The following is a 13,848-nucleotide window of genomic DNA, read 5'->3' on the forward strand; positions in this document are numbered from 1 at the left end:
ATTCTCCTGTGTGAAGTTGCGGCTATTATAGGAGGGCGAGAAGCGAAGTAAAGTTAATTATCCGGTGGTTCAGGTTGATTTAATTTTCGTTGCGATTTGGTTGATAAAGCGCGCGGGAATAAGGTGTGCCAGATTAATCCGACCGCATCACGCCCCCTTGCTTATAACTGAAGCGCACCGCTTAGAACCTTACGGCATATGCATAGCCATAAATTGACTATTCTTCACTGTAGCGCTCTCGTAAACTCGCGTTACTTTTTTAAGGCAAGGAAACAACATGAAAAAAATTATTCCCTCACTGCTGGCGCTGTCGCTGGTAGCCGCCTTCTCCGCGCAGGCCGCCACGCCGAAAGATACGCTGGTGATTGCGCAGTCTACGGATGATGCGGACAGCTTTGATCCGGCCCAGGGCTTTGAACTGACCACGGTGCAAGCGTTCACTAACATTTATCAGCGCCTGGTGCAGTCCGATCCGGCCAATCCGACCGATCTTAAGCCAACGCTGGCGACGTCGTGGCAGCCGGGCAGCGATAACCGCAGCCTGACGTTTGCGCTGCGCAAAGACGCGAAGTTTGCCAGCGGTAACCCGCTGCGCCCGGAAGATGTCATCTTCTCGCTGGGCCGCGTGGTGAAACTCAACCTCGATCCGTCCTTTATTCTGACCCAGCTCGGCTGGAACAAAGACAACGTCGACAGCTTCCTGAAAAAGGTCGATGAAGACCACGTACAGATTAGCTGGAGCGCCAACGTCAGCCCGGCCTACGTGCTGAGCCTGCTGTCCGCGCCGGTCTCCTCGATCGTTGATGAAAAAACCGCGCAGGCCAACGCCAAAAACGGTGATTTCGGCCACGCGTGGCTCGGCACCCACTCGGCCGGCAGCGGCCCGTTCCAGATTCGCAAAGTGGTGCTGCATGAAGCGATACTGCTTAGCGCCAACCCGACCTCACCGGCCGGTGCACCGAAGCTGAAAAACATTCTGATCAAAAACGTGCCGGAGCCGGCAGCGCGCCGTCTGCTGCTGGAACAGGGCGATGTCGATATCGCGCGTAACCTCGGTGCTGACCAGATCGCTGCGCTGAAGGGCAAAGCCGGCGTGAAGACCGAAGCGATTCCGATGGCGTCGCTCTACTACATTCAGTTCAACGTCGGTGCCAATCCGGTACTGAAGAACCCGGCGCTGTGGGAAGCAGCACGCTACCTGTTCGACTATAAAGGTATCGCCAATGACCTGCTGAAAGGCCAGTTTGAAGTGCACCAGACCTTCCTGCCGAAGGGTTTCCTCGGTGCGCTGAACGACACGCCTTACAGCTACGATCCGGAGAAAGCCAAAGCGATTCTGCAAAAGGCCGGCCTGACCAACGTGAGCTTTAAGCTCTCCACCAGCAATCAGCCTCCGTACCTTGATATCGCGCAGGCGCTGCAGGGCAGCTTCGCCAAAGGCGGCGTGAAGGTGGAAGTGCAGCCGGGCTTAAGCTCTGAAGTCTCCACCCGCGTGAAGGCCCATCAGTATGAAGCTACGCTCAACGCCTGGGGCGCGGATTATTTCGACCCGAACACCAACGCTGCGTCCTTCGCATACAATCCGGAAGATGGCAGCAAAACCATTGCTTACCGTTCAGACTGGCACATCCCGGAGCTGAGCAAACAGACGCTGGCGGCGACGGCCGAAGCCGACAGCAATAAGCGCGTTGCGCTTTATCAGGCGATGCAGCGCGAAGTGCTGAAGAACTCGCCGTACGTGATTGGCCTGCAGGCGCGTAACCTGATTGCGCTGCGCGACAATCTGCAGGGCTATGTGCAGGGGATCAACCCGGACATGGTGTATTACGCGCAGGTTTCGAAGTAATGGCAGCGTCAGCGTCATCGGCCGGGTTCGCCCGGCCACTCTGGCAGCGCTTCAGCCGCCTCGTCACCAGCCTGCTGTCGCTGCTGGTGACGCTCGTGGGTTTGTTAGCGTTTACTTTCATGCTGTCGCACCTGTCGCCAGTCGACCCGGTGCAGCAAATCGCCGGCGATCACGCCAGCGAAGCCACCTATGCTCAGGTGCGTCACGACCTCGGGCTGGATCAGCCGGTGCTGGTGCAGTTCTGGCGCTATATCAGCCATCTGGCGCAGGGTAATCTCGGCCTGTCGCACCTGACCAATCAACCGGTCAGCGCCGACCTGATGCGCACCTTCCCCGCCACGCTTGAGCTGGCAACCTGTTCGATGATTTTCGCCGCGGTGTTCGGCGTGACGCTCGCGCTGCTGGCGGCGTGGAAACCGGGCAGCGTCATCGATAACGTGGCGCGCTTTATCTCGCTGCTGGGCTACTCGGTGCCGGTGTTCTGGCTCGGCCTGCTGGGCCTGCTGCTGTTCTATGCGGTGCTGCACTGGTCCGCCGGTCCGGGCCAGCTGGATGATATCTGGATTTATACCCTCGAGCCGAAGACCGGCTTTGTACTGATTGATAGCTGGCTCTCCGGCGATGCAGAAATGTTCCGCAACGCGATTGCCCATCTGTGGCTGCCGGTGGTGATTCTCGGCCTGCTGGCGATGGCGGGCATCACGCGTTTGCTGCGCGCGGCGCTGCTGGAAGAGAGCAGCAAAGAGTATGTGGTGCTGGCACGCGCCAAAGGTGCTGGCCGGGCGCGCATTCTGCTGCGACATATTTTCCCCAACGTGCTGGGCACGCTAATCACCGTTATCGCCCTCTCCTACGCCACGCTGCTGGAAGGGTCCGTGCTGACGGAAACCGTATTCGCCTGGCCGGGCGTCGGTCGCTACATGACCAACGCGCTGTTTTCCGCGGATGTTCCGGCGATTCTCGGCGCTACGTTGCTGATTGGCAGCTGCTTTATCCTGCTCAACGCCGTGGCCGACGCCCTCACCTGGTTAACCGATCCGAGAACCCGATGACTCAACAACTTCATGAACTGGAAACCGTGCGCCCGCGCCGGCGCCGGGCGCGTATCACCTCGCTGACCATCGGCCTGACGCTGGTGACCGTGCTGGTGGCCATGGCGCTGCTGGCGCCGCTGCTGGCACCGTTCGATCCTAACGCGCAGGTGATTGAACAGCGTCTGCTGGCGCCGTCGGCGCTGCACTGGTTCGGCACCGACGGCTTCGGGCGCGATTTATTGTCGCGCGTGATTTACGGCGCACGTCCGACGCTGCTGCTGGTGTCGCTGATTCTGGTGCTGACCATTCCGGTTGGCCTATTAGTCGGCATCACCGCCGGCTACGTCGGCGGCTGGACCGAACGCGTGCTGATGCGCATCACCGATATTTTCCTGTCGCTGCCCAACCTGGTGATTGCGCTGGCGCTGGTGGCGATGCTGGGCCCGGGCCTGATGAACGGCGCGCTGGCGCTGGCGCTCACCAGCTGGCCGCCGTTTGCCCGGCAGGCTCGCGCGGAAACCCTGGCGCTGCGCCGCAGCGATTACCTCGCCGCCGCGCGCATGCAGGGCATTACCGGCCTGCGCCTGATGTTTGGCCACATTCTGCCGCTCTGCCTGCCCACCGCCGTGGTGCGTGCCGCGCTGAGCCTTGGCGGCATTATTCTTTCTGCCGCCGGGCTGGGCTTCCTCGGCATGGGCGTACAGCCGCCAACCGCCGAATGGGGCTCGATGGTGGCAGAAGGCAGTAAAGTGATTTTCGACCAATGGTGGGTGGCGGCAGCGCCCGGCGCAGCCATTCTGTTCGCCAGCCTGGCGTTTAACCTGACAGGCGACGGCCTGCGTGACCGACTGGATACCCGCCATGCCAAATGATCTGTTAATTGATGCGCAGGGGCTGACGATTCGCAGCCACGACGCGCTGCTGGTGGATAACATCAGCTTTACCCTTGGCCGCGAACGCGTGGCGCTGGTCGGTGAATCCGGCTCGGGCAAATCCCTGACCGCCCGTGCGCTGATGGGCCTGCTGTCGCCCGCACTGCAATTGCAGGCTGACCGGCTGCAGGTGGCGGGCGCAGACGCCCTGCACCTGCGCGAGCGCGACTGGATTGGCCTGCGCGGCGGCAAAGTGGCGATGGTCATGCAGGATCCGAAATACGCGCTCAACCCGACGCGCACCATTGGCTGGCAGGTTGAAGAGCCGCTGGTGCTGCACCGCAAGCTGAGCCGTACCGAACGCAAAGAGAAAGTGTGCGAGATGCTGGACGCGGTGGGCCTGCCCGAGCCGCGCCAGCTGATGAAGCGCTATCCGCATCAGCTCTCCGGCGGCATGGGCCAGCGCGTGATGCTGGCGATCGCACTGATTACCGATCCCGATCTGCTGATTGCCGATGAGCCGACCTCGGCGCTCGATCACGCCATGCGCGATCAGGTGCTGGCGCTGATTCGTCGCCTGGTGGAGCAGCGCAATATGGGCCTGCTGCTGATCAGTCACGATCTGCAACAGGTCTCCGAGCACTGTCAGCGGGTGATGGTGATGTACAAAGGCCGCCTGCTGGACACCCTGCCGGCGGCGCAGCTGTCGGACGCCAGCCATCCTTATACCCGCACGCTGTGGGCCTGCCGTCCGGGTAAAGCCACGCACGGCGAACGGCTGCCGATGCTGGATCGCGCGGCGCTGGAGAAGATGCATGATTGAATTAGCTAACCTGAGCGTCTCGCACAAACAGGGTTATGAGCTGCGCACCGTGGTGCACGATGTGAACCTGCAGGTGGCGGCCGGCGAATGTTTCGGCCTGGTAGGCCCTTCCGGCTGCGGTAAATCGTCGCTGCTGTGGGTGATGGCCGGACTGAATCCCCACTGGCGCGGCCAGATGACGCTGGCAAACACCGCCGTGCAGCCGGGCAAACCCTTTACCGGCCAGCTGCGGCGTGATGTGCAGATGGTGTTTCAGGATCCGTACGCGTCGCTGCATCCGCGCCACCGGCTGCGCCGCACGCTGGCGGAACCGCTTAAGCTGCTGCGACGCGATAACATCGACGATCGCATCAACGCGGGCTTCCGCCATGTCGGGCTGGATCCGGCGCTGGCGGATCGCTATCCACATCAGCTGTCCGGCGGACAGCGTCAGCGCGTGGCCATCGTGCGCGCCCTGCTGCTGGAGCCTAAGATCCTGCTACTGGATGAGCCGACGTCGGCGCTGGATATGTCGGTGCAGGCCGAGATCCTGAATCTGCTTAACGATCTGAAACAGAAGGATGGCCTGACGATGGTGCTGGTCAGCCACGATCCTGACGTCATCGACCATATGTGCGATCGCGCCGCGCGCATGGCGCAGGGCCGGATTGTTGGTTAGCATGAGCGCAACGCGGCGCGGTTGATCCTGCGGGTAAATTGCGCCGCTGCCCAACAGCCATTCAGTCATCTAAAGGAACACCGTATGACGGTAAAATTACGTCCGCTGGAGCGGGAAGATCTGCACTTTGTCCATCAGCTGGATAACAACGCCAGCGTAATGCGCTACTGGTTTGAAGAGCCGTACGAAGCATTTGTGGAGCTTTCTGACCTGTATGACAAGCACATCCACGATCAGACCGAACGGCGCTTTGTGGTGGAACACGACGGGCAGAAAGCCGGGCTGGTCGAGCTGGTGGAGATCAACCATGTGCATCGCCGGGCGGAGTTTCAGATCATCATCGATCCGGCGCATCAGGGTAAAGGCTTAGCCAGCAAGGCGGCAAAGCTGGCGATGGATTACGGCTTTTCGGTGCTCAATCTCTACAAGCTGTATCTGATTGTCGATCAGGAGAACGAGAAGGCGATTCATATCTACACCAAGCTCGGTTTTGAGGTGGAAGGCGTGCTCAAGCACGAGTTTTTCATCAACGGCGAGTACCGCAACACCATCCGCATGTGCATTTTCCAGCAGCAGTATCTGGCGCAGCACAAATCCGGTAATGTGATGGTGAAACCGACCGCGCAATAATAACCATCGGCACGAACCGTAGCGGCGCAATTTATTGCGCGTATTTAACTCAGCGCGATAAATCGCGCCGCTACGCGTCCTTGCAAATTATCCGCCGCGCGCGCCGACCACGTTGAGATGCGGCTGCGGGTGCGCTGGCTTCAGGTCATACATGCCGCCATAAAACGGATCGACCACCAGCCAGCCGGGGAAACCGAGCAGCGGGATATTGCCCAGCACGTACCACAGGTTGGCGCTGGCCTCGATGGGCAGCGTCAGCGGCACATAGCCCGGACTCTCCAGCATCACCTGATAATGTTTCTTACCAAAATAGGTGCCGTTGGATTTCGCCAGATCCACCGTCTGCGGCGTGTAGCCCTGCGCCACCGCGCGGCCGGTTTCATCCTGTACGGTGAAACGCGCGCCCTGCGGCACAGAGTCAATTTTTACCGGTTGCGTTTCGGTGCCGACAATGGTGGCACAGCCGCTCAGCAGCAGCGCACAGGCGGGAAGAAGATGTCGCAGGTTCATAGCAGGTCCGCTTCAGAATCAGAAAGGACAGTCTAAACTGCCCTCTCTGCCTTTTCACTCGCCTCAATCGCGCTATCAGTGGCGCTTTTCTGCGCTTTATTACGGTTGACAACAGGCGGCAATCGCCGCGATATCCTGTGGCGTGGTGCGGCAGCAGCCGCCAATCAGCCGTGCGCCCGCCTGTTGCCACTCGGGGAACTTATCGTGCAGCGTGCAGCCAGACGGCGCCGAGTGCCAGCTTTTGCTGACCGCATCATACTGCTCGCCGGAGTTAGGATAGACCAGCAGCGGCTTGTCCGTCAGCGCCTGCAGCGTTTGCAGCGCCGGCGTCACACTCTCCAGCGCCACGCAGTTCAGGCCGACAGCGACCACCTGCGGCGCGGCATTGATCACTTCCGCCACCTTGCTCAGTGGCGTGCCGTCACTCAGGTGTTGCGCATCGCGCAGCGTGAAGGAGAACCACGCGCTGCTCTGCGGGAACTCCGCCAGCAGGCTAATCAGCGCCTGAATTTCACCAAACGACGGCAGCGTTTCACACGCCAGCAAATCCACGCCCGCCTCCAGCAGCGCCGCCACGCGCGGACGGTGGAAGTCCTTCATTTCGGCAGCCGGCAAGGCGTAATCGCCGCGATATTCCGCGCCGTTAGCCAGATAAGCGCCATAAGGACCGACCGAACCGGCCACCAGCAGCGGTGCCTCGCTGCCTGAAGCGGCACGGTAATCGTCGCGCGCCCGCTGCGCCAGCACCACACTCTGGCGGATCAGCGCGCTGGCCTGGCCGCTATCCAGTCCGCGGGCGGCGAAGCCCAGCGGCGTCGCCTGATAGCTGGCGGTGATCGCCACGTTAGCGCCGGCGGCGAAGTAGTCATAGTGCACCTGATAAATCAGCTCGGGATTTTCCATCAGCACCTTGGCCGACCACAGCGCATCGGCCAGATCACAGCCGCGCGCTTCCAGTTCCGTCGCCAGCGCGCCATCCAGAATCAGGGTATCAGTGTGGGTCAGCGCCGCAGCGATTGGGTTACGCGACATCATCGGCCTCCTTAGCGTTGAGAGAGTGTTGGCGTTTCTGCGTCAGATAATAAGCAGCGTAGCAGAACAGTACAAAAGGAATGCCGCACCACAGCGCGATGCGCTGTGACGGGTCAAAGGCCAGCCCGACGCACGCCAGCAGGCACAGAACAAATCCGAGGATCGGCACCAGCGGATAGAACGGCGCGCGGTACGCCAGCTGCTGCAGCGCATTGCCCGCCTGCAGATAGCGACGGCGGAACATGTAGTGTGAGGCGCAGATACTGAGCCACACCGCCACCACGGCAAAGCCGGAAATTGCTGACAGCGCCACAAACACCGTATCCGGGGCGATCACGCTGGAAAACAGCGCCAGCAGGCCGCCGAGCATACTGACGGTGATCGCCAGCAGTGGAATGCCGCGCCGGTTTACCCGGGCGAAGCAGCGCGGCAGCGTGTTCTCATTGGCCAGCGACCACAGCATCCGTCCTGATGCGTACAGCCCGGAGTTCGCCGCTGACAGGATCGCGGTAAGGATCACGAAGTTGAAAATATCCGCTGCGTACGGAATGCCGATCTTTTCGAACACCAGTACAAACGGACTTTTGACGATGCCGGCCTGCTCCATCGGGATCAGCGCCGCCAGCACGAAGACCGTACCGATAAAGAAGATGATCAGACGTGCCACGGTGGTGCGAATCGCCAGCGGCAGCGCTTTCTGCGGCTGCTCGGTTTCACCCGCCGCGATGCCGATCAGCTCGGTACCGGAGAAGGCAAAATTCACCGCCACCATGGTCATCAGAATCGGCAGCGTACCGTGCGGCAGCCAGCCGGAAGCGGTCAGATTGTGTAACCCCGGCGCCGCGCTGCCGTCTTTCATTGGGATGAAACCTAACATCGCCGCCGCGCCCAGCACGATAAAGGCAATGATAGTGATCACCTTGATGATGGAGAACCAGAATTCCCCTTCGGCAAAGAAACGCGTCGAGACAATGTTCAGCAGATAAATGGCGACACAGAACACCAGGCACCACAGCCACACCGGCACCGTCGGAAACCAGTACTGCATGCAGAAACCGGCGGCGGTCAGGCTGGAGCCGAGCGCCACCGTCCAGGTGAGCCAGTAGAGCCAGGCCACGGTGTAACCGGTCGCCGGGCTGAGGTAGCGCGCGGCGTAGACGTGAAACGCGCCGGTTTCCGGCATCGCCACCGCCAGTTCGCCAAGACACACCATCACCAGCCATACCACCAGCGCACCAATCAGATAGGCCAGCAGCGTGCCCGCTGCGCCGGTGGTGGAGATGATGTAGCCGGTGTTGAAAAACAGCCCGGTGCCAATCACGCCGCCGAGCGACAGCATCACCAGATGCCGCACCTTCATGCTGCGCTTGAAGTTTGCCTGCGAAGGCGTCGGTTCAGTTTGCATTCTATATATCCATATGGACGTCTAAACTTCTATATGGACACAGAGTTATACGCATCCGCGCGGCAATTTGCAACGTGGTAAAGGGAAAGGATTGAGGGAGATGCGGACGGCCCCGCCGCGACGGGGCCCATGAATCAGGCGCCGAAGACGCCCTGCAGATAACGCTCAAGCGCCATGCGCGAGCTAAAACCGTGCGGAATGCCGTAATGCTCCTGCGAATCTCCCATCAGGTAGAGGGGGAACTGCGTGTAGTGGTCGCAGGTTTTCATTTCTGATGCGGGTTCAGCAAAGTGCTGACTTTTCTCTTTCAGGGTGGGATGAATGATCAGCGCTGTGCGCCCCATGCGGGCTTCGCGATTCACATAGACGTAGTTTTCGCCACGGCGATAACCATAAGTTTTGGGTGTCAGGACGTCCATTTCGAACCCTGCTTTTTCCAGTACGCGCGCTACCTCATCCGGACGTAAATACATGCTTGCTCCTCTCTTCTCACAGCCCCGCAACCTTACAACAGCACGGCTGCGCAGGACATTCGGAATTTCCCTAAAGCCTGGCACACGGCTGCGTTTAGTCACGTTTCGTCTACACTTAGTATTGCGTTTTAAATCAAAGGGAGCGAAAAATGTTTAATCGAACCAGCAAAAACGATGACATTGATATTAATCAGGATGTAAACGAACTGGCCGATTCACTGGAGGCCTTGCTGAAATCTTACGGCAGTGAAGCCAAAGATGAAGTGGACAGCGCACGCAGCCAGGCGCAGGCCCTGCTGAAGCAGACGCGCGCTAAACTGAACGGCAGTGGCAGCCGTGTGACCCAGGCCGCACGCGATGCCGGTTACCAGGTGGATGCCTATGTGCATGACAAGCCGTGGTACGGCGTCGGCATCGGTGCTGCTGTCGGGCTGGTACTGGGCGCCCTGCTGATGTCGCGCCGTTAAGCCGCAAACCCCCTCTCAGAAGCCTCGCAGACGCGGGGCTTTTTTTTGCGCGTTAGCACGCCGATCCGGTTGCTGACAGGCGGGTCAAAATTGCCGCCATACCCTTTACAAAAATCTTTTTCCGCCGCCAGGGCGCATGATCGCTGGCGTTAGCCATAATCCGACGGCCTAAATCACAAAACCCTATATCTGGTGAGCTTGACCGCCAATACCACTACATCTAGTATTCAACACATCAACTCGCTACCAGATGTCAGCAGGGACGACGTTCGCAGCAAAAGGGTTTTTGCTTCGTATCTCGCAACCTGACCACTCAAAGAGGGAAATACGAATCATGCGCATTATTATTTACACTAAGAACCAGTGTGTCCAGTGCGACGCGACGAAAAATGCCCTGGACCGCAGTGGCATCGACTACCAGCTGATTAACCTCGATACCCAACCGGAAGCCATTGATCACCTCAAATCGCTCGGCTATCGCCAGGTGCCGGTGGTCATGACCCACAACGACCACTGGAGCGGCTTCCGTCCCGACAAAATCGCCGGCCTGCGCCAGCTCGCTGCCGTCGGGGGATAAGTGATGTTTCCACTGGTCTATTTTTCCAGCCAGTCGGAAAACACGCACCGGTTTATCACCCGTCTCGGCCTGCCTGCGCGGCGTATTCCGCTCGACGCCACGCAGCGCCTGCACATCGACCAGCCCTACATTTTAGTGGTGCCGAGCTACGGCGGCGGCAGCGCGCGTGGAGCAGTGCCGAAACAGGTGATTCAGTTCCTTAATGATGACGCCAACCGGCGCGGTATTCGCGGCGTAATTGCTGCGGGCAATCGCAACTTTGGCGCGGGCTTCTGCCTGGCGGGCGACATCATTGCGCAGAAATGTCAGGTTCCTTATCTCTACCGCTTTGAGCTGATGGGAACCGCCGACGATATTGCCCATGTTAAAGCGGGAGTGACCCAATTTTGGCAACGACAGACACCCTGAACAGCACCCAGCTGGACTACCACGCGCTCAACGCGATGCTGAACCTGTATGACGCCGATGGCCGCATCCAGTTCAGCAAAGATCATGAAGCCACACGCCAGTTTTTCCTGCAGCACGTCCAGCCGAACAGCGTGCCATTTGCCTCGCCTGGCGAGCGTCTGCACTATCTGGTGGCCGAAGGCTATTATGAAGCCGGGGTACTGAACCAGTACGATTTCGCCTTCCTGTGCCAGCTGCATGAAGAGGCTGACGCCTGGGGCTTCCGTTTTCACACCTTCCTCGGTGCGTGGAAGTTTTATACCAGCTACACGCTGAAAACCTTCGACGGCAAACGCTATCTGGAAACCTTTGAGCAGCGCGCCTGTATGGTGGCGCTGACGCTGGCGCGCGGTAATGAAACGCTGGCGCGCGAACTGCTGGCCGAGATGCTGAGCGGTCGCTTCCAGCCGGCTACCCCCACCTTCCTCAACTGCGGTAAACAGCAGCGCGGCGAGCTGGTTTCCTGCTTCCTGCTGCGCATTGAAGACAACATGGAGTCGATTGGCCGCGCGGTGAATTCGGCGCTGCAGCTGTCGAAGCGCGGTGGCGGCGTGGCGTTTCTGCTCTCCAACCTGCGTGAATCCGGCGCGCCGATTAAGCGCATTGAAAATCAGTCGTCCGGCGTAATCCCGGTGATGAAGATGCTGGAAGATGCGTTCTCCTACGCCAACCAGCTCGGTGCGCGTCAGGGCGCGGGCGCGGTGTGGCTGAATGCGCACCATCCGGATATCCTGCGCTTCCTCGATACCAAGCGTGAAAACGCTGACGAGAAGATCCGCATCAAAACGCTGTCGCTCGGCGTGGTGATCCCGGATATCACCTTCCAGCTGGCCAAAGAGAACCGCGATATGGCGCTGTTTTCGCCTTATGACGTTGAGCGTATTTACGGCAAGGCGTTTGGTGATATCAGCATCAGCGAGCACTACGAGGCGATGCTGGCCGACGATCGCATCCGCAAAACCTTCATCAAGCCGCGCGACTTCTTCCAGACGCTGGCAGAAATTCAGTTTGAATCCGGCTATCCCTACATCATGTATGAGGACAGCGTGAACCGCAGCAACCCGATTGCCGGCCGTATCAACATGAGTAACCTGTGTTCGGAGATCCTGCAGGTTAACAGCGCCAGCGAGTTTCACAATGACCTGAGCTATCGCCGCGTTGGCAAAGATATCTCCTGTAACCTCGGCTCCCTGAACATCGCCCACGCCATGGACTCGCGCAATCTGGCGCAGACCGTGGAAGTGGCGGTGCGCGCGCTGACGGCGGTTTCTGAGATGAGCGACATCACCTCCGTGCCGTCGGTGGCGGAAGGCAATCGGCGTTCACACGCCATCGGCCTCGGGCAGATGAACCTGCACGGCTATCTGGCACGTGAAGGCATGGCTTACGGTTCGCCAGAGGCGCTGGATTTCACCAACCTCTATTTCTACTGCGTGACATATCACGCCCTGCGCACCTCCAGCCTGCTGGCGCAGGAGCGTGGCGCGCGCTTTGACGGCTTTGCGCAGTCGCAGTACGCCAGCGGCGCCTATTTCGACAAATATACCCAACACAGCTGGCAACCGCGCACCGCGCGCGTGGCGCAGATTTTTGCCGATGCCGGCATCGCCCTGCCCGACCAGGCGGACTGGCTGGCGCTGCGTGCGTCGGTGATGCAGCACGGTTTATATAACCAGAACCTGCAGGCGATCCCGCCGACCGGTTCCATCTCTTACATCAACCACGCCACGTCGAGCATCCACCCGATTGTGTCGCGCATTGAGATCCGTAAAGAGGGCAAAACCGGCCGCGTGTATTACCCGGCTCCGTTTATGACCAATGACAACCTTGCGCTGTATCAGGATGCCTACCAGATTGGTCCCGAAGCGATTATCGATACCTATGCCGAAGCCACCCGGCACGTCGATCAGGGCCTGTCGCTGACGCTGTTTTTCCGCGACGACGTCACAACGCGCGATATCAACAAAGCGCAGATTTACGCCTGGAAGAAAGGCATCAAAACCCTCTATTACATTCGACTGCGTCAGATGGCGCTACAAGGCACGGAGGTACAGGGCTGCGTCTCCTGTGCACTGTGATGATGACTATGCAACTTAAACAGATTCAGGCGATTAACTGGAACCGTATCCAGGACGAGAAAGACCTCGAAGTGTGGAACCGTCTCACCAGCAACTTCTGGCTGCCGGAGAAGGTGCCGCTGTCCAACGATCTGCCGGCGTGGCAGTCGCTCGACCACCAGCAGCAGCAGCTGACGATTCGCGTATTTACCGGTTTGACGCTGCTCGACACCATTCAGAACGTGATTGGTGCACCGGGACTGATGGAAGATGCGCTGACGCCGCACGAAGAGGCGGTGCTGTCGAACATCAGCTTTATGGAAGCGGTGCACGCGCGCTCGTACAGCTCGATCTTCTCTACGCTGTGTAACACCGCCGACGTGGATGCCGCATACCGCTGGAGCGAAGAGAATGCCGCGCTGCAGAACAAGGCGAAGATCGTGCTGCAACACTACTGCGCCAACGATCCGCTGAAGAAGAAAATCGCCAGCGTGTTTCTGGAATCGTTCCTGTTTTACTCCGGCTTCTGGCTGCCGATGTACTGGTCAAGCCGCGGCAAGCTGACCAACACCGCCGATCTGATTCGGCTGATCATCCGCGACGAAGCAGTGCACGGCTATTACATCGGCTACAAGTATCAGAAGGCGCTGGAAAGCGTTGACGACGCACGCCGCGCTGAGCTGCAACAGTTCGCCATCGATTTACTGCTGGCGCTGTATGAAAACGAACTGGCGTACACCGAAGCGCTGTATGCCGACGTGGGCTGGGCCGAAGAGGTGAAAACCTTCCTGCATTACAATGCCAACAAGGCGCTGATGAACCTCGGTTACGAAGCACTGTTCCCGGCGGAGCTGACGGCGGTGAACCCAGCGATTCTGTCGGCGCTGTCGCCCAACGCCGATGAAAACCATGATTTCTTCTCGGGTTCCGGCTCGTCCTATGTGATGGGCAAAGCGGTAGAAACCGAGGACGAGGACTGGAATTTTTAGTTGCGTGCGGTAAGCGGTGCGCATCAAT

At 59.5% G+C, this 13,848-nt stretch carries 15 protein-coding genes; 11 read left to right on the plus strand and 4 right to left on the minus strand.

The genetic code is table 11. From position 1 onward, the window contains the following. Positions 1 to 277 precede the first annotated feature (277 nt). The 6 genes from MXF20_RS21070 (at position 278) to speG (ending at position 5,863) form a co-directional block, all read left to right on the plus strand. A complete protein-coding gene (locus tag MXF20_RS21070; RefSeq protein ID WP_058776471.1) occupies positions 278 to 1,846 on the plus strand; it encodes an ABC transporter substrate-binding protein in 1,569 nt (522 codons plus the stop codon). Then, positions 1,846 to 2,898 (plus strand): ABC transporter permease, encoded by a 1,053-nt coding sequence (locus tag MXF20_RS21075; protein ID WP_021506482.1) that lies wholly within the window; start codon positions 1,846 to 1,848, stop codon positions 2,896 to 2,898. The genes MXF20_RS21070 and MXF20_RS21075 overlap by 1 nt, the downstream gene beginning before the upstream one ends. Continuing rightward, a complete protein-coding gene (locus MXF20_RS21080) occupies positions 2,895 to 3,752 on the plus strand; it encodes an ABC transporter permease (RefSeq protein WP_325971263.1) in 858 nt (285 codons plus the stop codon). The genes MXF20_RS21075 and MXF20_RS21080 overlap by 4 nt, the downstream gene beginning before the upstream one ends. Beyond that, positions 3,742 to 4,575: an ABC transporter ATP-binding protein gene (locus tag MXF20_RS21085; RefSeq protein WP_325971264.1), complete on the plus strand. Its 834-nt coding sequence runs from the start codon at positions 3,742 to 3,744 to the stop codon at positions 4,573 to 4,575. Before MXF20_RS21080 ends, MXF20_RS21085 begins: the two co-directional genes overlap by 11 nt. Then, entirely contained in the window at positions 4,568 to 5,233 is a 666-nt protein-coding gene (locus tag MXF20_RS21090) for an ABC transporter ATP-binding protein (RefSeq protein WP_325971266.1), read from the plus strand. Before MXF20_RS21085 ends, MXF20_RS21090 begins: the two co-directional genes overlap by 8 nt. Before the next feature lie 84 nt (positions 5,234 to 5,317). Continuing rightward, a complete protein-coding gene (gene speG / locus MXF20_RS21095) occupies positions 5,318 to 5,863 on the plus strand; it encodes a spermidine N1-acetyltransferase (RefSeq protein ID WP_325971267.1) in 546 nt (181 codons plus the stop codon). Positions 5,864 to 5,950: 87 nt separating this feature from the next. On the opposite strand, the gene MXF20_RS21100 is transcribed toward speG, so the two are convergent. The 4 genes from MXF20_RS21100 to MXF20_RS21115 all read right to left on the minus strand — a co-directional run bounded on the left by MXF20_RS21100 (position 5,951) and on the right by MXF20_RS21115 (position 9,283). Next, complete coding sequence (locus tag MXF20_RS21100; RefSeq protein ID WP_058758247.1) at positions 5,951 to 6,373, minus strand: hypothetical protein; 423 nt, start codon at positions 6,371 to 6,373, stop codon at positions 5,951 to 5,953. 99 nt (positions 6,374 to 6,472) lie between these two features. Then, entirely contained in the window at positions 6,473 to 7,405 is a 933-nt protein-coding gene (gene mmuM / locus MXF20_RS21105) for a homocysteine S-methyltransferase (RefSeq protein WP_325971287.1), read from the minus strand. Then, positions 7,395 to 8,810, minus strand: a complete 1,416-nt coding sequence (gene mmuP, locus MXF20_RS21110; protein WP_325971268.1) for an S-methylmethionine permease — start codon at positions 8,808 to 8,810, stop codon at positions 7,395 to 7,397. The genes mmuM and mmuP overlap by 11 nt, the downstream gene beginning before the upstream one ends. Before the next feature lie 134 nt (positions 8,811 to 8,944). After that, on the minus strand, positions 8,945 to 9,283 hold the full coding sequence (locus MXF20_RS21115) for a DUF2002 family protein (RefSeq protein WP_021506475.1): 339 nt from the start codon (positions 9,281 to 9,283) through the stop codon (positions 8,945 to 8,947). 149 nt (positions 9,284 to 9,432) lie between these two features. On the opposite strand from MXF20_RS21115, the gene MXF20_RS21120 reads away from it, so the two are divergent. The 5 genes from MXF20_RS21120 to nrdF all read left to right on the plus strand — a co-directional run bounded on the left by MXF20_RS21120 (position 9,433) and on the right by nrdF (position 13,820). After that, on the plus strand, positions 9,433 to 9,750 hold the full coding sequence (locus MXF20_RS21120; RefSeq protein ID WP_238561619.1) for a DUF883 family protein: 318 nt from the start codon (positions 9,433 to 9,435) through the stop codon (positions 9,748 to 9,750). 334 nt (positions 9,751 to 10,084) lie between these two features. Further along, on the plus strand, positions 10,085 to 10,327 hold the full coding sequence (gene nrdH, locus MXF20_RS21125) for a glutaredoxin-like protein NrdH (RefSeq protein WP_325971269.1): 243 nt from the start codon (positions 10,085 to 10,087) through the stop codon (positions 10,325 to 10,327). 3 nt (positions 10,328 to 10,330) lie between these two features. Then, the gene (nrdI, locus tag MXF20_RS21130; RefSeq protein WP_021506472.1) at positions 10,331 to 10,735 is read left to right on the plus strand and encodes a class Ib ribonucleoside-diphosphate reductase assembly flavoprotein NrdI; all 405 of its coding nucleotides are present in this window, start codon (positions 10,331 to 10,333) and stop codon (positions 10,733 to 10,735) included. Then, complete coding sequence (gene nrdE / locus MXF20_RS21135; RefSeq protein WP_325971270.1) at positions 10,714 to 12,852, plus strand: class 1b ribonucleoside-diphosphate reductase subunit alpha; 2,139 nt, start codon at positions 10,714 to 10,716, stop codon at positions 12,850 to 12,852. Before nrdI ends, nrdE begins: the two co-directional genes overlap by 22 nt. A gap of 8 nt (positions 12,853 to 12,860) precedes the next feature. Next, positions 12,861 to 13,820 (plus strand): class 1b ribonucleoside-diphosphate reductase subunit beta, encoded by a 960-nt coding sequence (gene nrdF, locus MXF20_RS21140; protein ID WP_325971271.1) that lies wholly within the window; start codon positions 12,861 to 12,863, stop codon positions 13,818 to 13,820. The last annotated feature ends 28 nt before the right edge of the window (positions 13,821 to 13,848 follow it).

Origin of the sequence: Pantoea dispersa, assembly GCF_035783935.1 — a bacterium.
GTDB classification, from domain to species: Bacteria; Pseudomonadota; Gammaproteobacteria; order Enterobacterales; family Enterobacteriaceae; genus Pantoea; species Pantoea dispersa_C.